This window comes from Streptomyces sp. NPDC047042 (genome assembly GCF_040644035.1).
In the GTDB taxonomy this organism is placed as follows: Bacteria; Actinomycetota; Actinomycetes; order Streptomycetales; family Streptomycetaceae; genus Streptomyces.
On record NZ_JBEYVP010000041.1, the window covers coordinates 87,856 to 104,923 of the forward strand.

Here is a 17,068-nt window from a genome sequence, read left to right on the forward strand (position 1 = left end):
AAAGTCTACCGGCGGTCCTCCTCGTCCCGTGGGGCCTCTCGCCTACGCGACCTCGGGAGCACCCGCAGGGCGTCCCCCATGTCGGCGACTTCAAGGACTTTCATACCGGCGGGGATCTTGCCCGGGTCCGACGGAACGAGGGCGTGGGTGAAGCCCAGACGGTGGGCCTCGGCCAGCCGGCGCTGGACCCCCGTCACCCGTCTGACCTCGCCCGCGAGGCCCACTTCGCCGATCGCCACCAGGTTTTTGGGCAGCGGGGTGTCACTCGCGGCGGAGGCCAGCGCGAGGGCGATCGCGAGGTCCGCGGCGGGCTCGGAGAGCTTCACCCCGCCGACCGTCGCCGAATAGATGTCCCGCTTTCCGAGCGCGCTGATCCTGCCCCGTTGTTCGAGAACCGCGAGCATCATCGACACCCGGGACGTCTCCAGACCCGACGTCGTACGCCTGGGGGAGGGGATCTGCGAGTCCACGGTGAGCGCCTGGACCTCGGCGACGAGCGGGCGCCGCCCCTCCAGGGTGACGGTCAGACAGGTGCCCGGCACCGGCTCGGCCCGCCGGGTCAGGAACAGGCCGCTCGGATCGGCGAGGCCCGTGATGCCCTCGTCGTGCAGTTCGAAGCAGCCGACCTCGTCCGTCGTGCCGTAGCGGTTCTTGACGCCCCGCACGAGACGCAGGCGCGCGTGCCGGTCGCCCTCGAAGGACAGGACGACGTCCACCAGGTGCTCCAGGAGGCGCGGGCCCGCGATGGCGCCGTCCTTGGTGACATGGCCCACAAGGAGTGTCGACATCCCGCGCTCCTTGGACGCGCGGATCAGCGCCCCGGCGACCTCGCGGACCTGTGCCATGCCGCCCGGGGCGCCGTCGATCTCGGGCGAGGCCACGGTCTGGACGGAGTCGAGGATCAGGAGGGCCGGCTTCACCGCGTCCAGGTGGCCCAGCACCGCCGCCAGGTCCGTCTCCGCGGCCAGGTACAGGTGGTCGTCGATCGCCTTGATGCGGTCGGCGCGCAGCCGGACCTGGCTCGCGGACTCCTCACCGGTGATGTAGAGCGTGCGGTGTTCGTCACTCGCCGACTTCGCCGCCACGTCGAGGAGGAGCGTCGACTTGCCCACGCCCGGTTCACCGGCCAGCAGGACCACGGCGCCCGGGACCAGCCCGCCGCCCAGTACGCGGTCGAACTCGGGCACGCCGGTGGAGCGGGCCGTTGCCTGGCGGCCGTCGACCTGGCCGATGGGGAGCGCGGAGTTGGTGACACGGCCCGGTGTCGTCGTACGCACCGCGGGCGCGCCGTACTCCTCCACAGTGCCCCACGCCTGGCACTCGCCGCAGCGGCCGAGCCATTTGACCGTCTGCCAGCCGCACTCGGTGCAGCGGTAGGACGGTCGGTCCTTCGCGGTCTTCGTACGGGCAGCCATGAGACGAACCGTATCCGGGACCACTGACATCGCCGCCGCCGACGGGTGCCGGAAGCCGGGCTCCCGGCGACAACCGGCCACGTCAGGTCAGGAACAGGCCACGGAATACGGAGTTCCTGTCCCCTATTGAGGGATCGTTTCACCCGTACGGATTAAAAGTGCTCAAGGGGGGCGAAGGGGTCGGCGTAAGGGGCCTACGGTCGCACGGATGACGAGCAGCAGTCCGGACACCCCGACCCGCAGCACCGGTGCGCACCGGGCGCACCGTGAGGCGCGCGACCGGTCGGCGGGGCGCACGCTGGTCCAGCGCCCGCCCGCGCGCTACGAGCCGTATCTGGACGGCCTGTTCACCTACTGCCTGTCCGTCCTGTGCGACCACGACACGGCCACCGCCGCCCTCGGTGACGTCCTCGCGGTCGCCGAGCGCCGTAGCCCGCGCGGCCCGGAGTCCGCGGGTGACCGCAGGGCCTGGCTGTACGCCCTGGCCCGCTGGGCCTGTCTGCGCAAGCTCGCCGAGGCCAAGCAGAAACGTCAGAACACGCACGCGGCCGGCCGGCGCGGCAAGCGGCAGACGTCCGCCGCCCCGACGTCCCAGGCGGCCCCGGACTCCGCCGCCTCCGGCGCCGTTCCCGTCTCCGAGGAGGTCCAGGAGGCGCACCGCCGTGAACTGGCCCAGCTCGCCTGGCCGGAGGCCGCCGGCACCACCCCCGAACAGCGCGAGGCTCTCGAACTGGCCGTACGCCACAAGCTCGCCGCCCCCGAGGTCGCCGCCGTCCTGGGCCTCGACGCCACCGCCGCCCGCGAACTGCTGGCCTCCGCCGCCTGCGAGGTCGAACGCACCCGCGCGGCCCTCGCCGTCGTCGAGACCGGCACCTGTCCGAGCGTCTCCCGCCTCACCGGCGACCAGCAGCTGGTGCTCAGCAGCGCACTGCGCCGCGAACTGGTCCGGCATGTCGACGACTGCCCGCGCTGCCGCCGCACCGCCGAGCGGGCCGCCCCCGCCACCTGGCCCGGCGCCGAGGTCGCGCCGCCCGCCGAACTGCCCGTCCTGGAGGCACCCCGCGCGGCCCTCCACGTCGCGATGGCGCACCTCCCGCGCGCGCGGGGCGCCGCAGCCCCGCGCTTCGACCGGCGCGGCTTCCCGATGGACCCCAAGGACCGCGCCGCCCGAAGGGACCGCCTACGCGCGCGTGCCGTCACGACCACGGTCGTCGCCACCGTGGTCGCCGCCCCCGTGCTCGCCCTGTGGGCCGCCTACCGCGGGGCGCCGGTGACCGGAGAGGGCATCCCGGGGGACCGGTCGGCCACCGCGAGCGAGGCTCAGCGCCCCGACACCCTCGACGGCGAGTCGGGCGGCGGCTACGAGAACGCCGGGAACGCGGGCAGCGCCGGCACCGGCCCCGGCAACGGCCCCGTCAGGAAGGACCACGGCACTCCGGACGTCTCCGTGGAGGTGATCAGCGCGGTCCCCGGCGCCAAGGAGAGCCCCGGCGTGCTCACCGTGGAGGCCTCCAGCGACGGCGACACGACGCTCATCACCCTCACCGCGTCCGGGCACACACCCGTGCGCTGGACGGCGTACACCGGGGCGTCCTGGCTGTACCCGAGCCGGTCGGCGGGAACGCTGCGGCCCGGCGAGTCGTTCACGATCAAGGTGTACGTCGATCCTCTGCGCGAGCCGGCCGGTCACTGGAGCGCGCGGGTGTCGATCGCACCGGCGTCCGCCGTCGTCTCCATCGAGGGGTACGGCACCGCGCCCACACTCCCCGACCCGACGCCCGCGAACCCACCGGCCCCCGGCCCGCCCCGCCCCACGCCCCCGGCTCCCACGCCCCCGGCTCCCACGACCCCCGCCCCCACGACCTCGGCGCCCGCGACCCCGCCGCCCAGCGACCCGCCGCCGTCCTCGTCACCCGACCCGGAACCCACCCCGACACCCACCCCGACGGCCTCGGTGACCTCGACCCCGGCCGACCCCGGGGGCTCCTCGCCGCCCGTCGACAGCGGCAGCCCGAGCCCCTCGATGGCGTCCTGATCCCCCGCCCGCCTCAGCGAACGGGATCGGCGGGATGCGGAGCCAGCAGCGGCAGCTGCGAGGCCAGCCGCTCCTCACAGAGCTCCACCAGCCGGTCGTACCCCGCCTTGCCCATCAGCTCGACCAGCTCCGGCCGGTACGACACGTACACCGGTTCGCCCGCGCCGTGCGCCGAGGTCGCCGATGTGCACCACCAGTGCAGGTCGTGGCCGCCCGGCCCCCAGCCGCGCCGGTCGTACTCACCGATCGACACCTGGAGCACGCGCGTGTCGTCGGGCCGGTCGATCCAGTCGTACGTCCGGCGCACCGGAAGCTGCCAGCAGACGTCCGGCTTGGTCTCCAGCGGCTCCCGGCCCTCGCGCAGCGCCAGGATGTGCAGCGAGCAGCCCGCGCCGCCCGCGAACCCGGGCCGGTTCTGGAAGATGCAGGACCCCTGGTAGGGCCGGGTCTGCCGCGAGCCCTCCTCGTCCTCCGACGTCCAGCCCGACTCGGTGCCGACGTCGTGGTGCTGCCAGATGTCGGGCGTGAGACGCGCCACAAATCCGGCGACGCGCTTCTCGTCGTCCTCGTCGGAGAAATGGGCACCCAGCGTGCAGCAGCCGTCGTCCGCGCGGCCGGCCTGGATGCCCTGGCAGCCGCTTCCGAAGACGCAGTTCCAGCGGGAGGTCAGCCAGGTCAGATCGCAGCGGAAGACCTGCTCCTCGTCCGCCGGATCAGGGAACTCCACCCACGCGCGCGCGAAGTCGAGCCCCTTCTCGTCGCTCACCACCGCCGACTTGTCGGCCTTTGTCTTTTTCGTCTTGGGCACGAGACCAGGGTAAGTCGCTCGGGGCCCCTTCCGGCACCGCTCCGGGGGCCGACGCGGGCGCGGCTGGCAGTAGCGTTCCGCCCATGAGACTCGGTGTCCTCGACGTGGGATCGAACACGGTGCATCTGCTGGTGGTGGACGCGCACCCCGGCGCACGCCCCCTGCCCGCGCATTCGCACAAGGTCGAGCTGCGGCTCGCCCAACTCCTCGACGACGCCGGAGCCATCGGCCCCAAGGGGGTCGACAAACTCGTAGCCGTGATCCAGGACGCGCTCCAGGCGGCCGAGGACAAGGGCGTCGAGGACCTGCTGCCGTTCGCCACCTCCGCCGTGCGCGAGGCCAGCAACGCCGACGACGTCCTCGCGCGCGTGCAGGCCGAGACAGGCGTCGAGCTCCAGGTCCTGACCGGCTCCGAGGAGGCCCGCCTCACCTTCCTCGCCGCCCGCCGCTGGTTCGGCTGGTCGGCGGGCAAACTCCTCGTCCTCGACATCGGCGGCGGCTCCCTGGAGATCGCCTACGGCATCGACGAGGAGCCCGACACCGCAGTCTCCCTCCCCCTCGGCGCCGGCCGCCTGACCGCGGGCTGGCTCCCCGGCGACCCGCCCGACCCCGACGACATCAGGTCGCTGCGCCGCCATGTACGCGCCCAGATCGCCCGTACGGTGGGCGAGTTCAGCCGCTTCGGCGCTCCGGACCACGTCGTCGCCACGTCGAAGACGTTCAAGCAGCTCGCCCGCCTGGCCGGCGCGGCCCGCTCCACGGAGGGCCTGTACGTCCAGCGCGAACTGAAGAGCGAGTCCCTGGCGACCCTGGTCCCCGAACTCGCCTCCATGACGACAGCGGAACGAGCAGCCCTCCCCGGAGTCTCGGAAGGCCGAGCCGGCCAGCTCCTCGCGGGAGCCCTGGTCGCCGAGGCTGCGATGGACCTCTTCGCCGTGAAAACCCTGGAAGTCTGCCCCTGGGCCCTGAGAGAGGGCGTGATCCTCCGCCGCCTGGACCACATGGGCACGGAGTAACGGTACTTCTCAACAGACCCGCGCTCGGGCGTACCTAGGGGCGCGGGGAACTGCGCGACAAGCCACAACGCACCCGCACGCCCCCGACAACGGATCCCCCGACGGCGAACAGGCACCCCAACCCCGACCAACTCGCGCACCCCGTAACCTGTCCCCATGGCGGAGCCAGTCGTACGCATCCCGGATGCGAAGGTCGCCCTGTCCACAGCCTCCGTGTACCCGGAGTCGACGGCGACGGCCTTCGAGATCGCCGCGCGTCTCGGATACGACGGCGTCGAGGTCATGGTCTGGACGGACCCTGTCAGCCAGGACATCGAAGCCCTGCGCAGACTGAGCGACTACCACCAGATCCCCATCCTCGCCATCCACGCGCCCTGCCTCCTCATCACCCAGCGCGTCTGGTCCACCGACCCCTGGACCAAGCTCCAGCGCGCCCAGGCGGCCGCCGAGAAGCTCGGCGCGTCGACCGTCGTCGTACACCCCCCCTTCCGCTGGCAGCGCCAGTACGCGCGTGACTTCGTCACCGGCATCTGGCGCATGGCCGACGAGACGGACGTCCGGTTCGGCGTCGAGAACATGTACCCCTGGCGCTACCGCGACCGCGAGATGCTCGCGTACGCCCCCGACTGGGACGTCACCAAGGACGACTACCGGCACTTCACGATCGACCTGAGCCACACCGCGACCGCCCGCAGCGACGCCCTGGAAATGGTCGACCTCATGGGCGACAGGCTCGGCCACGTCCACCTCGCCGACGGCAACGGCTCCAACAAGGACGAGCACCTGGTCCCCGGCCGCGGCACGCAACCCTGCGCCGAACTGCTCGAACGGCTCGCGCTGACCGGTTTCGACGGGCACGTGGTCATAGAGGTGAACACCCGGCGCGCGATGTCAGGGGTCGAGCGCGAGGCCGACCTCGCCGAGGCGCTCGCCTTCACCCGCCTCCATCTGGCCTCGGCGGTGAAGGTCCCGCGCCCATGACCGGCACGGAACCCCGTCGCGGACGGGGACGCCCCTCCCGTACGGACTCCGCCGACGCCCCCGCCGCCCGCGACCGCATCCTGACGGCGGCCCGCGAGGAGTTCGCCGAACGGGGGTACGAGAAGACGTCCGTACGCGGCATCGCCAAGTCGGCGGGAGTGGACTCGGCGCTGGTCCACCACTACTTCGGCACCAAGGAGCAGGTCTTCGAGGCGTCCATCGAGGTCGCCGTCGGCCCTCTCCTGAGCGCCCCCGGCTCGATCGCCGAAGGCCCCCTGGACGGCGTCGGTGAGCGGCTGGCCCGCTTCTTCTTCGGCGTCTGGGAGAACCCGGCCACCCGCAAGGCGCTGCTCGCGATCGTCCGCTCCGCCATGAACAACGAGGCGGCCGCCGGAGTCTTCCGCCGCCTGATCTCCGCCCAGCTCCTGCGCCGCCTCGCAGTCCAGCTGAACCTCCCGGACGCCGAACTCCGAGCCGAACTGGCCGCCGCCCAACTGGTCGGAATCGCGATGCTCCGCTACGTCATCAAGGTAGAACCCCTGGCCTCGGCAAACCCGGACGAGATCATCACCAGAGTGGCCCCAGCAATCCAGTCCCACCTGACCAACGCCTGATGTTTCAGCGGCGGGACGCGGCCATCGCCTTCCAGGGGCGCGGGGAACTGCGCGAAAGCCCCCACGGACCCGCACCCGAAACCCGGGACGCGGCCATCGTCTTCCAGGGGCGCGGGGAACTGCGCGAAAGCCCCCACGGACCCGCACCCGAAACCCGGGACGCGGCCATCGCCTTTCAGGGGCGCGGGGAACTGCGCGAAAGCCCCCACGGACCCGCACCCGAAACCCGGGACGCGGCCATCGTCTTCCAGGGGCGCGGGGAACTGCGCGAAAAGCCCCCACCGACCCGCACCCAAAAACGAGACACCCATCCCGCATGACGGACTCCCCGTCCAACCCGTGGATAACCGGCGTACCCTCGACGGAGTCACACTCTTCGAAGTAGCGAGGCGAGCGAAGATGCCCGAGCTGAGGTCCCGCACAGTCACCCACGGCCGCAACATGGCGGGCGCCCGCGCCCTTATGCGCGCCTCCGGTGTACCGGGCGCCGACATCGGGCGCAAGCCGATCATCGCGGTCGCGAACAGCTTCACGGAGTTCGTGCCCGGCCACACCCACCTCCAGCCGGTCGGCCGCATCGTCAGCGAGGCCATCACCGCCGCCGGAGGCATCGCCCGCGAGTTCAACACGATCGCCGTCGACGACGGCATCGCGATGGGCCACGGCGGCATGCTGTACTCCCTGCCCTCCCGCGACCTCATCGCGGACAGCGTCGAGTACATGGTCGAGGCCCACTGCGCCGACGCCCTGATCTGCATCTCCAACTGCGACAAGATCACCCCGGGCATGCTGAACGCCGCCCTGCGGCTCAACATCCCCACGGTCTTCGTCTCCGGCGGCCCGATGGAGTCCGGCCGCGCGACCCTCGTCGACGGCACGGTCCGTACGCTCGACCTGGTCGACGCGATCTCCGACGCCGTGAACGAGAAGATCTCGGACGAGGACATCCTCCGTATCGAGGAGAACGCCTGTCCGACCTGCGGATCCTGTTCCGGCATGTTCACGGCCAACTCGATGAACTGCCTCGCGGAGGCCATCGGCCTCGCCCTCCCCGGCAACGGCTCGGTCCTGGCCACGCACACGGCCCGCAAGGCCCTGTACGAGAACGCGGCCCGCACGGTGATGGACATCACCCGCCGCTACTACGAGCAGGACGACGAGACGGTCCTGCCCCGCAGCATCGCCACCTTCGCGGCCTTCCAGAACGCCATGGCCCTCGACATCGCGATGGGCGGCTCCACCAACACGATCCTGCACCTGCTGGCCGCCGCCCAGGAGGCGGGCGTCCCGTTCGGCCTGGACGACATCAACGAGGTCTCGCGCCGCGTCCCGTGCCTTGCGAAGGTCGCGCCGAACGTCGCCAAGGACCGCACGTACTACATGGAGGACGTGCACCGCGCCGGCGGCATCCCCGCCCTCCTCGGTGAGCTGCACCGCGCCGGACTCCTCAACGAGGACGTGAACTCGGTTCACAGCGCGTCCCTCGCCGACTGGCTGAAGACATGGGACGTGCGTGGCGGCTCGCCGTCGCCGGAGGCCGTGGAGCTGTGGCACGCGGCGCCGGGCTGCGTCCGCTCCGCCCAGGCCTTCTCCCAGTCGGAGCGCTGGGAGGCCCTGGACACGGACGCCGCCGGCGGCTGCATCCGCAGCGCCGAACACGCGTACTCGAAGGACGGCGGCCTGGCCGTCCTCAAGGGCAACCTCGCCGTCGACGGCTGTGTCGTGAAGACGGCCGGCGTCGACGAGTCGATCTGGACCTTCGAGGGCCCCGCGGTCGTCTGCGAGTCGCAGGAAGAGGCCGTCGAGAAGATCCTCAACAAGCAGATCACGCACGGCGACGTCGTCGTCATCCGCTACGAGGGTCCCAAGGGCGGCCCCGGTATGCAGGAGATGCTCTACCCGACCTCGTTCCTCAAGGGCCGCGGCCTCGGCAAGACCTGCGCCCTCATCACGGACGGCCGCTTCTCCGGCGGCACCTCGGGCCTCTCCATCGGACACGCCTCCCCCGAGGCGGCCTCCGGCGGCACCATCGCCCTCGTCGAGGACGGCGACCGCATCCGCATCGACATCCCGAACCGCACGATCGAGCTGCTGGTCGACGACACCGAGCTGGCCCGCCGCGAGCAGGCCCTGAACGGCGTCTACGCCCCCGTCTCCCGCGAGCGCAAGGTCTCCGCGGCCCTGCGCGCGTACGCGGCGATGGCGACGAGCGCCGACCGCGGCGCGGTGCGGGACGTGTCCAAGCTGGGCTGACCCCGGTCGTACATCCGCGCACATCCGCATGAGAAGGGCCGCTCCCCGAGGATCCCCGACGAGCGGCCCTTTCTCATGTCTCACGCGTTTCCGGTACGAGCGTCACCAGGCGGCCGGGTCCGCCGCGTCCACGGCGAAGACGGAACCGTCGGGCGCGCTCGCGTAGACGCGTCCGCCGGCGACGACGGGGGCGGGCAGCGCGGCGGCGATCGTGTCCGAGTCCGCGCCGAGCCGGGGCGAGGTCTGCCCCGCGAGCCTGCCCGTACGGGCGTTCACCGCGAGGAGGCGTCCGTCGGCGGAGGTGAAGTACACATACCGCCCGTCCACAGCCGGCGCGGAGCCGAGGGTCACGGACGTCTCCAGCCGCCACAGTTGCTTCCCCGCCTTCAGGTCCAGGGCGAACATCGAGCCCCCGGCGGCCAGCAGATAGACCGTGTTCCCCCGTACGACCGCATGGGCCCGCTGGAGCGCAACCTCCACCTCGACCTTGCGGGAGGCGCCGGTCGCCGGGTCGTAGTCGAGGACGGCGACCGTCTCCCCGGCCACGGTGTCGAGGGCGGCGAAGAAGACGGAGCTGCCCGCGTCGGTGGTGCCGATGGGCTTCAGCCGCCCGGCCAAGCTGTCCTGCCAGCGCACGTCACCCGTGCCCGGGTCCAGCGCGGCGACCCGGGTGGCCGCCGCCCCGCCCGCGACCTTGGCGGTGGCGTACGCGAGCCGGTCACCGGCGAAGGAGAACAGCTCCGGGCCGCTCAGACCGGCGACGCGCCGCTTCCACTTGCTGTCGCCGGACGCGCTGTCGACGCCGGTGACCTTCCCGTCGGGGCCGGTCAGAAGGGCCATACCGCCGGCGTACCGGAGGCCGACGCGGCCCGGAAAGGTCTCCTGCCAGCGCGGGGCGCCCGTAGCGGGGTCGAGCGCCTCGATGCGGGGTCCCGAGTCCAGCGGGGGGTGCACGAGGCCGCCCGACAGGACGGGCGGGCGGCTCGGAATGATGGAGGCGTCGATCGGATGCCGCCACAGGACGGTGCCGTCGTCGGGGTCGATGGCGGAGACGAGACCCTGCTGGGCGCAGAACAACTTCCCTGCGCCGTACGTGCATTGGGGCATGCCGGCGTTGCCGTCGTCGTCCGGCCGCACCGCCCACGCCCGGAAACCGGCCGCCGCGGTCGTCGAACCGGCCCCGGCGGAAGGGCCCTTGGTCTGAGCGACCGGATCACTCCCGAACACCTGCACCGAGGCGAACACACACCCGGCGGCGAGAACGAGCGCCCCCGCCGCGAGGAACACGCGCTTGCGCGGCCGCCGCGACCCCGAACTCCCGGAGGCGGAGGGGGAGTCGGCAGAAGCAGCCGCAGGCGAAGCTGTGCCGGGCGACTTGGAGGAGCGACTGCCGTCGCGCCGCCGCTCCTCGGGCTCGAACGTCTGGGTGTCGTAAGAGGCGGCAACGGACCGCAGCTCCCGCATCAGTTCATCGGGAGTCGGACGGTCCTCGGGCTCCTTGGCGAGGCAACGCAGCACCAGCGGGGCGAGGTTGGCGGGCACGCCGGTCAAGTCGGGCTCGTCGTGCACGACTTGGTAGGCGACGACATAAGGGCTGTCGGAGTCGAACGGCCCGCGCCCGGTCGACGCGTGCACCATCACCGACCCGAGGGCGAAGATGTCGGCGGCGGAACCCACCTCACGTGGCCGCCGGAACTGCTCGGGAGCCATGAACGGCGGCGTGCCGATCAACTTCCCTGTCTCGGTGCGCAGTTCGCTGTCCTTCGGCCGAGAAATGCCGAAGTCGATGACCTTCGGACCGTCCTCGGCGAGCAGCACATTGCTGGGTTTCAGGTCCCGGTGGACGACTCCGACCCGGTGGATGTCCCGCAGTGCCTCGGCGAGCCCGGCCATCAGCCGCCGCAACTGGCCGGCACTCATGGACCCGTTCCGCTTCACCTCGTCGGCAAGGGTCGGGCCGGGAATGAACAGGGTGGCCATCCAAGGCCGTTCGGCATCGGGATCGGCGTCGACGACGGGCGCGGTGAAGGCACCGCTGACGCGCCGGGCGGCGGCGATCTCCTGCCGGAACCGCCCCCTGAACTCGGGATTCTTGGCGAACTCGCCATGCACGACCTTGACGGCGAGCTTCATCCCGGACGTACTCCGGGCCAGATGCACCACGCCCATGCCGCCGGAGCCCAGCCGTGACTCCAGACGGTACTGACCGGCGTACTCCGGAAATTCCGCTTCCGCGCCGGTTCCGGAGTTCCGCTGTGGCGTCATGGACTCACCCCCGTGCTGTTCGGCCGCGCGCGCGACGCACGGAGCCTAGTCGATGAGGGGTGGCGGACAGAGGCGGCTTGCTGATGTTGGTGTACGGGTTTCGTACATGTGTTTCATGGCCGGATTTAGGGGTATCACCCCGATCCCATGACAGCCATGGGCGTACGACGGGGGAGGGTTTTCCATGTCCACAGAGCACATCGGGGAGAGAAGGGCCGACGAGGCGACAGAGCAGGAAGCCGCCGCGAGCCGTACGGAACTGAAGGTCACGACGACGTCCGTCCGCACCTACGCGGTCGCCCCCGGCTACCGCCTCAACGTCCGCAGCGGCCCGGGCACCAGCTACACGATCATCCGCGTACTCTCCGAGGGCGCCCGGGTCCCGATCTTCTGCCAGCGCCCCGGCGAGGCCATCGCCGGTCCGTACGGCACGTCGAACATCTGGGACAACATCGACAACGGCGAGTACGTCTCGGACGCGTACGTCCTGACAGGCAGCGACGGCTACGTGGCAGCGCACTGCTCCTGACCCGCACACCGCACCCGGGCACCGGCACCGGTGCCCGGGCTGCCCATAATCGAACGGTGAGCGACAAGACCGCAAAACCAGGCAAGCCGGACCCGACGGCCTCGACGGCCCCGACAGGCGGCACCCGCCCGGCCCCCCGCCCCGAACCCATCCGCTTCTTCGGCACGACCTGGGTGGAGCACGACGCCGGCTACACGGCCCGCCGGGCAGGGGTGGCCGCGGGCGCGCTGACGGCGACGATCGCCTCCTGCCTGATCCTGCGCTTCGCCTACGAGGGCCTGCGGATCGCGGAGGTAGGGGGCCTGGTGTCCCTGCTGATGGTGGTGATGTTCGCGGTGTGCAGCGCCCTGACGTTCGGCCACACCTGGGGCGCCTTCACAACCCGCCCGGACCCGTCCCGCCAGGCCTCACTCCGGGGCCTCCTGGCAGTCGGCTTCGTAGGTGCCCTGACGGCCTACTTCCTCCGCTCCCTGAAAGAGGCCCCAGGCGAGTCCCTGCACCGCCAGGAATACGAAGCGGCCCGAACCCAACACACCCGCAGAACAGGCAACCCGGCCAAGAAACAAAGGCGCCCCTGATTCCCACCCGCACCCTCAGCCCGTCCGGCGTTTGAGGACAAGGCCCGTTCAGGGCCGTAGGGGGGCCTGGGGGCGCAGCCCCCAGAAAGGGATGGGACGGGTAGGGGCGGCGGGGGCGAGAAAACACTTCCCCAAACCCCACCCCCCTCCCCAACACCCCAGTCACCATGTCCACATGACGGCCTCAACCCAACCCCCCACTCCCACCGAACCCCCCACCCCCACCGACCCCCCAACCCCCACCCGAGCCACTTCCTTCAACGCAGCCGCAGCCCAATACGCCAAAAACCGCCCCTCCTACCCCCCGACCCTCCTGGACGCCATAGAACACCTGGCCGCCCACCCCCTGACCGGCTCCCGCGTCGCAGACATCGGCGCCGGCACCGGCATATCCACCGCCCTCCTCCACGCCCGCGGCGCCCACGTCATCGCCGTGGAACCCGGCGACGGCATGGCAGCCCAGTTCCGCCGCACCCTCCCCGACGTCCCGATCGTCCGAGGCAACGGCAACGCCCTCCCCCTGGCCGACGCCTCCCTCGACTTCCTCACCTACGCCCAGTCCTGGCACTGGACAGACCCGGACCAGGCCATCCCGGAGGCATTGCGCGTCCTGCGCCCGGGCGGCGCACTCGCCCTGTGGTGGAACACGTACGCCGTGGACGTCCCGTGGATCGCCGCGCAGGCGAACCGCATCAAGTACTTCTTCGGCATCAACCCGGCCGTGGAGCAGAGCGAAGCCGGCAGCCGAGCCGCGGACCCCTCGGGCCGCCTCGACTTCGCCCGCCGCCAACTCCGCTGGAGCCGCCGAGTCCCGATCGACACGCACCTGGCGAACATCGGCAGCCACTCACTGTTCCTGGTCCACGACAAGGCGGAGACCGAGGCGTTCCTGGCCGAGGAACGCAACCTCCTGCTCAAGCTCTTCCCGTCGGAAACGGTCGAGGAGACCTACGAGGTGGACCTGTTGCTGGCGACCACCGCACTCACCGCAGAGCCCGCCACCAGACCCGCCACCAGACCCGCCACCACACCCACCACGTGACCCCGTGCGGCGGCCCACCCCTCCAGGGCCGCCGCACAAGCGTGATCAACGTGCCGGAGCCCGTCCAACTCCAGCCGCACTTCCCGCCCCGGGGGCAGATTCCGCAGCCCACCCGGCGCCTCCAGCGCCTCGAGCGCCTCCAACTCATCCAGCAACTTGGGCAACCGCAGAAACGTGGCATGCCCGACGACCCGTACGACGACCACGCCGTCACCCCGCTCACCGACCTCCACCCGCACACGGCTGACGTCCCAGGCGGTCTTCCCCACGGCAAGCGCAAGCCCGACCACCACCCCCTGGAACAACCCCGCCACAACGACGGCACCGGCGGTCACCCCGAACACGCACACCTCCCCCCGATGCTCCCGCCACAGCACCCCCACCTCCCGCACCGGCACAAGCCCGCACCCGGCCCACACCAGCAGCCCGGCCAACGCAGCCACCGGAACCACCCCAAGCACCTCAGGCACCACAAACAACACCCCCACGAAGACGAGCAACCACCCCCCATAGAGCACCCGCGCCACCGTCGCCCGTGGCCCACCCCGAGAAAGCTCACCCACACCCCCCGCAGCCAAAGGCAACGCCCCCAGCACCCTGCACACAGCGTTCGCAACCCCCTGAGCCATCAACTCCCGATCAAAATCAACCCGTTGCCCCTGTCGCCTTGGTTGACCCTCTCGCCCCCGAGGCAACCGCTCTCCAGCAACCGCCCCGAACAACGACTGCGCGGAAGCGAGCAGAGCAAGCCCGACGACCGTCCCGACCACCCCCACCTCCCCGAGCCGCCCGAAATCCGCCGGCTCCGGCACCCGTACGGCGGCCACCAGCCCCCGAACCTCCACCCGCCGCACGTCCAGATCGCACACCGAGGTCACCCCCGAGGCCAACGCCACCGCCACCAACGGCCCGGGCACCAGCCGCGCCGCCCGTCCCCAACGCCGCCACAGCAGGAGTACGACGATGGTGGCGCCGCCGACGCCCAACGCCACGGGATCGACGTCCCCGGGAAGCGAGCCCAGCCCGCCCACCGCCCCGAGCGCGGTCGCGGGCACGCGCACATCACCCAGGGCGTACAACTGCCCGGCGACCAGCGCGATCCCGATCCCGGCAAGCATCCCCTGGACGACCGACACGGACACGGCCCGGAACCACCGCCCGAGCCGCAACGCCCCGAGCCCGAGCTGCACCAACCCGGCCGCGAACACGAGCACCCCGAGCACGGCGACCCCGTACGCCTGCACAGCCCCGTACACGAGCACGGTGAGCCCCGCCGCAGGCCCGCTCACCTGAACGCTGCTCCCGGGTACCACCCCGCCGACGAGCCCGCCGACGACCGCCGTGACCACCCCCAACTCGGCGGGCACACCGCAGGCGACGGCGATGCCCACGCACAGAGGCAACGCCACGAGAAAGGCCAAGAAAGAAACCGGCAGATCGGCCTTGCGCACGCCAAAACGCATGACGAAAGCACCTCCGACAACGAAGGAAGCAGTGCACGGCGAATGAAACCCATTGTCGGCAAGGAGGGCGGACAGAGCACCCACTTCCGCGCCCCCGCCCCCACGATCCGGAGTCAAAGGAAGCCCTGGGAGTCACCCGAACCGGACCGCGCCCCTCCGACACCCCCACCGCGCGCCTGCGCCCCCACCGCCGACCGGCCCCCTCCAACTCGCTTGACGCACGGCCGGACCGCGAGCACTATTCATCACATGATGAATTTCAACGACCCTCCCCCCGGAAGGGCCGTACAAGCCGAAGCCCTCACCGTCGTACGAGGCACCCGAAAGGTCCTGCGCGGCCTCGACTTCACGGTCCCGCGCGGCCAGATCACCGGCCTGCTGGGCCCCTCGGGCTGCGGAAAGTCGACCCTCATGCGGGCGATCGTCGGCACCCAGGCCAAGGTCACCGGCACCCTGGAGGTCCTCGGCCGCCCCGCCGGCCACGCCGAGCTCCGCACCCGTATCGGCTACGTGACCCAGGCCCCCTCGGTCTACGACGACCTGACGGTCCGCCAGAACCTGGCCTACTTCGCCGCGATCCTCGACCCGGGCCGCGCAGCGGCAGACCGCCGCCACGAGAACGTCAACCGCGCCATCGCCGACGTCGACCTCACCACCCGCGCCGACGCCCTCGCCGGCAACCTCTCCGGCGGCCAGCGCAACCGTGTCTCCCTGGCGGTGGCCCTCCTCGGCGCCCCCGAACTCCTGGTCCTGGACGAGCCGACGGTGGGCCTCGACCCGGTCCTCCGCCGAGACCTGTGGTCCCTCTTCCACACCATCGCGGCCACCCGCGGAGCGACGCTCCTCATCTCCTCCCACGTCATGGACGAGGCCGAGCGCTGCCACCGCCTCCTCCTCATGCGAGACGGCGAACTACTCGCCGACGACACCCCCGAGACCCTCCGCACCCGCACAGCGACGGAAACAGTCGAAGAGGCGTTCCTGCACTTGGTGGACGAGGCGAACAAGGAAAAGAAGCAAGAGAAGAAGGAAGAGAAGAAAGAGAAGGAGCAGACCCGGTGACCACGACCACCCCTACACAAACCACCTCTTCTTCGGCACCCACAACCGCCCTGAACGCCTCCCGAACCACAGCCACCGCGATCCGCGTCCTGGCCCAACTCCGCCACGACCCCCGCACCATCGCGATGCTGATCGTGCTCCCGAGCCTGCTCCTGCTCCTCCTGCGCTACGTCTTCGACGGCAGCGCACGCACTTTCGACGGAATCGGGGCATCCCTCCTCGGGATCTTCCCCCTCATCACGATGTTCCTGGTGACCTCGATCGCCACGCTCCGCGAACGCACCTCGGGCACCTTGGAACGCCTCCTCGCGATGCCCCTGGGCAAGGGAGACCTGATCGCCGGCTACGCCCTCGCGTTCGGAGTCCTCGCGATCATCCAGTCGGCCCTGGCCACAGCCCTGGCGGTCTGGCTCCTGGGCCTGGACGTCACGGGCTCCCCCTGGCTGCTTCTCCTGGTGGCCCTGCTCGACGCACTCCTGGGCACCGCCCTCGGCCTCTTCGTATCGGCCTTCGCGTCGTCGGAGTTCCAGGCGGTCCAGTTCATGCCGGCGGTGATCTTCCCCCAGCTCCTCCTGTGCGGCCTCTTCACCCCCCGTTCCAACATGCACCCGGTCCTGGAGGCGATCTCCGACGTCCTCCCCATGTCCTACGCGGTGGACGGCATGAACGAGGTCCTCACCCACACGGACATCACAGCCGCCTTCGTACGGGACACTCTGATCGTCGCCCTCTGCGCCCTACTGGTCCTGACCCTGGGCGCAGCAACCCTCCGCCGCCGAACCCAATGACCCCGGCCGGCACTGTCAGCCCGTCCGGCGTTTGAGGACGAGGCCCGTTCAGGGCCGTAGGGGGGTCTGGGGGCGGCAGCCCCCAGGAACGGGATGGGACGGGTAGGGGCGGCGGGGGCGAAAAAATGGCCCCCCCCCCGCCCCCCCCCCCCCCCCCCCCCCCCCCAAAACCCCGCCCGCCCCGCAGAGCAGCCCCCCCCGCGCGGCGGCCCCCAAGCC

At 71.3% G+C, this 17,068-nt stretch carries 15 protein-coding genes; 11 read left to right on the forward strand and 4 right to left on the reverse strand.

Annotated features, from left to right (window positions below):
- Positions 1 to 5: 5 nt before the first annotated feature.
- Positions 6 to 1,415 (reverse strand): DNA repair protein RadA, encoded by a 1,410-nt coding sequence (gene radA, locus ABZ855_RS37835; protein ID WP_360814863.1) that lies wholly within the window; start codon positions 1,413 to 1,415, stop codon positions 6 to 8.
- Positions 1,416 to 1,623: 208 nt separating this feature from the next.
- Here radA and ABZ855_RS37840 point away from each other — a divergent pair, with 208 nt between their 5' ends.
- The gene (locus ABZ855_RS37840) at positions 1,624 to 3,450 is read left to right on the forward strand and encodes a hypothetical protein (protein ID WP_360814866.1); all 1,827 of its coding nucleotides are present in this window, start codon (positions 1,624 to 1,626) and stop codon (positions 3,448 to 3,450) included.
- Positions 3,451 to 3,463: 13 nt separating this feature from the next.
- Here ABZ855_RS37840 and ABZ855_RS37845 read toward each other — a convergent pair whose 3' ends face one another.
- Entirely contained in the window at positions 3,464 to 4,258 is a 795-nt protein-coding gene (locus ABZ855_RS37845; RefSeq protein WP_360814869.1) for a hypothetical protein, read from the reverse strand.
- 83 nt (positions 4,259 to 4,341) lie between these two features.
- Between ABZ855_RS37845 and ABZ855_RS37850 the strand changes: the two genes are divergently transcribed.
- The 5 genes from ABZ855_RS37850 to ilvD all read left to right on the forward strand — a co-directional run bounded on the left by ABZ855_RS37850 (position 4,342) and on the right by ilvD (position 9,122).
- Positions 4,342 to 5,274: a Ppx/GppA phosphatase family protein gene (locus ABZ855_RS37850; RefSeq protein ID WP_360814871.1), complete on the forward strand. Its 933-nt coding sequence runs from the start codon at positions 4,342 to 4,344 to the stop codon at positions 5,272 to 5,274.
- A 156-nt stretch (positions 5,275 to 5,430) separates the two neighbouring features.
- The gene (locus tag ABZ855_RS37855; RefSeq protein ID WP_360814874.1) at positions 5,431 to 6,255 is read left to right on the forward strand and encodes a sugar phosphate isomerase/epimerase; all 825 of its coding nucleotides are present in this window, start codon (positions 5,431 to 5,433) and stop codon (positions 6,253 to 6,255) included.
- Positions 6,252 to 6,869, forward strand: coding sequence for a TetR family transcriptional regulator (locus ABZ855_RS37860; RefSeq protein WP_360814877.1), 618 nt, complete (start codon positions 6,252 to 6,254; stop codon positions 6,867 to 6,869). The genes ABZ855_RS37855 and ABZ855_RS37860 overlap by 4 nt, the downstream gene beginning before the upstream one ends.
- Positions 6,869 to 7,189, forward strand: a complete 321-nt coding sequence (locus ABZ855_RS37865) for a hypothetical protein (RefSeq protein ID WP_360814880.1) — start codon at positions 6,869 to 6,871, stop codon at positions 7,187 to 7,189. Before ABZ855_RS37860 ends, ABZ855_RS37865 begins: the two co-directional genes overlap by 1 nt.
- Before the next feature lie 79 nt (positions 7,190 to 7,268).
- Complete coding sequence (gene ilvD, locus ABZ855_RS37870) at positions 7,269 to 9,122, forward strand: dihydroxy-acid dehydratase (RefSeq protein ID WP_360814882.1); 1,854 nt, start codon at positions 7,269 to 7,271, stop codon at positions 9,120 to 9,122.
- Positions 9,123 to 9,224: 102 nt separating this feature from the next.
- Here the strand turns inward: ilvD and ABZ855_RS37875 are convergent, their stop codons facing one another.
- Positions 9,225 to 11,387, reverse strand: coding sequence for a serine/threonine-protein kinase (locus ABZ855_RS37875; RefSeq protein WP_360814885.1), 2,163 nt, complete (start codon positions 11,385 to 11,387; stop codon positions 9,225 to 9,227).
- Positions 11,388 to 11,571: 184 nt separating this feature from the next.
- Between ABZ855_RS37875 and ABZ855_RS37880 the strand changes: the two genes are divergently transcribed.
- From ABZ855_RS37880 to ABZ855_RS37890, 3 genes are all read left to right on the forward strand, one after another.
- The gene (locus tag ABZ855_RS37880) at positions 11,572 to 11,916 is read left to right on the forward strand and encodes an SH3 domain-containing protein (RefSeq protein WP_360814888.1); all 345 of its coding nucleotides are present in this window, start codon (positions 11,572 to 11,574) and stop codon (positions 11,914 to 11,916) included.
- Between the two features lie 149 nt (positions 11,917 to 12,065).
- Positions 12,066 to 12,494: an EamA/RhaT family transporter gene (locus tag ABZ855_RS37885; RefSeq protein ID WP_360814909.1), complete on the forward strand. Its 429-nt coding sequence runs from the start codon at positions 12,066 to 12,068 to the stop codon at positions 12,492 to 12,494.
- A gap of 175 nt (positions 12,495 to 12,669) precedes the next feature.
- Positions 12,670 to 13,536, forward strand: a complete 867-nt coding sequence (locus tag ABZ855_RS37890) for a class I SAM-dependent methyltransferase (RefSeq protein WP_360814891.1) — start codon at positions 12,670 to 12,672, stop codon at positions 13,534 to 13,536.
- On the opposite strand, the gene ABZ855_RS37895 is transcribed toward ABZ855_RS37890, so the two are convergent.
- On the reverse strand, positions 13,443 to 14,999 hold the full coding sequence (locus tag ABZ855_RS37895) for a SulP family inorganic anion transporter (protein WP_360814894.1): 1,557 nt from the start codon (positions 14,997 to 14,999) through the stop codon (positions 13,443 to 13,445). The two genes, ABZ855_RS37890 and ABZ855_RS37895, sit on opposite strands and share 94 nt — an antisense overlap.
- Before the next feature lie 249 nt (positions 15,000 to 15,248).
- Between ABZ855_RS37895 and ABZ855_RS37900 the strand changes: the two genes are divergently transcribed.
- Positions 15,249 to 16,061: an ABC transporter ATP-binding protein gene (locus tag ABZ855_RS37900; protein ID WP_360814897.1), complete on the forward strand. Its 813-nt coding sequence runs from the start codon at positions 15,249 to 15,251 to the stop codon at positions 16,059 to 16,061.
- Positions 16,058 to 16,849 carry an ABC transporter permease gene (locus tag ABZ855_RS37905; protein ID WP_360814900.1) on the forward strand — a complete coding sequence of 264 codons (792 nt, stop codon included), beginning with the start codon at positions 16,058 to 16,060 and terminating at the stop codon, positions 16,847 to 16,849. Before ABZ855_RS37900 ends, ABZ855_RS37905 begins: the two co-directional genes overlap by 4 nt.
- Positions 16,850 to 17,068 lie beyond the last annotated feature (219 nt).

Excerpts from the sequence above, each read along its gene's own strand:
- ABZ855_RS37900 (WP_360814897.1), top strand. The coding sequence starts at position 15,249 with ATGATGAATTTCAACGACCCTCCCCCCGGAAGGGCCGTACAAGCCGAA.
- ABZ855_RS37855 (WP_360814874.1), top strand. The coding sequence starts at position 5,431 with ATGGCGGAGCCAGTCGTACGCATCCCGGATGCGAAGGTCGCCCTGTCC.
- ABZ855_RS37895 (WP_360814894.1), bottom strand. The coding sequence starts at position 14,999 with ATGCGTTTTGGCGTGCGCAAGGCCGATCTGCCGGTTTCTTTCTTGGCC.
- ABZ855_RS37875 (WP_360814885.1), bottom strand. The coding sequence starts at position 11,387 with ATGACGCCACAGCGGAACTCCGGAACCGGCGCGGAAGCGGAATTTCCG.
- ABZ855_RS37890 (WP_360814891.1), top strand. The coding sequence starts at position 12,670 with ATGACGGCCTCAACCCAACCCCCCACTCCCACCGAACCCCCCACCCCC.
- ABZ855_RS37840 (WP_360814866.1), top strand. The coding sequence starts at position 1,624 with ATGACGAGCAGCAGTCCGGACACCCCGACCCGCAGCACCGGTGCGCAC.
- ABZ855_RS37850 (WP_360814871.1), top strand. The coding sequence starts at position 4,342 with ATGAGACTCGGTGTCCTCGACGTGGGATCGAACACGGTGCATCTGCTG.
- ABZ855_RS37880 (WP_360814888.1), top strand. The coding sequence starts at position 11,572 with ATGTCCACAGAGCACATCGGGGAGAGAAGGGCCGACGAGGCGACAGAG.
- radA (WP_360814863.1), bottom strand. The coding sequence starts at position 1,415 with ATGGCTGCCCGTACGAAGACCGCGAAGGACCGACCGTCCTACCGCTGC.
- ABZ855_RS37865 (WP_360814880.1), top strand. The coding sequence starts at position 6,869 with ATGTTTCAGCGGCGGGACGCGGCCATCGCCTTCCAGGGGCGCGGGGAA.
- ilvD (WP_360814882.1), top strand. The coding sequence starts at position 7,269 with ATGCCCGAGCTGAGGTCCCGCACAGTCACCCACGGCCGCAACATGGCG.
- ABZ855_RS37860 (WP_360814877.1), top strand. The coding sequence starts at position 6,252 with ATGACCGGCACGGAACCCCGTCGCGGACGGGGACGCCCCTCCCGTACG.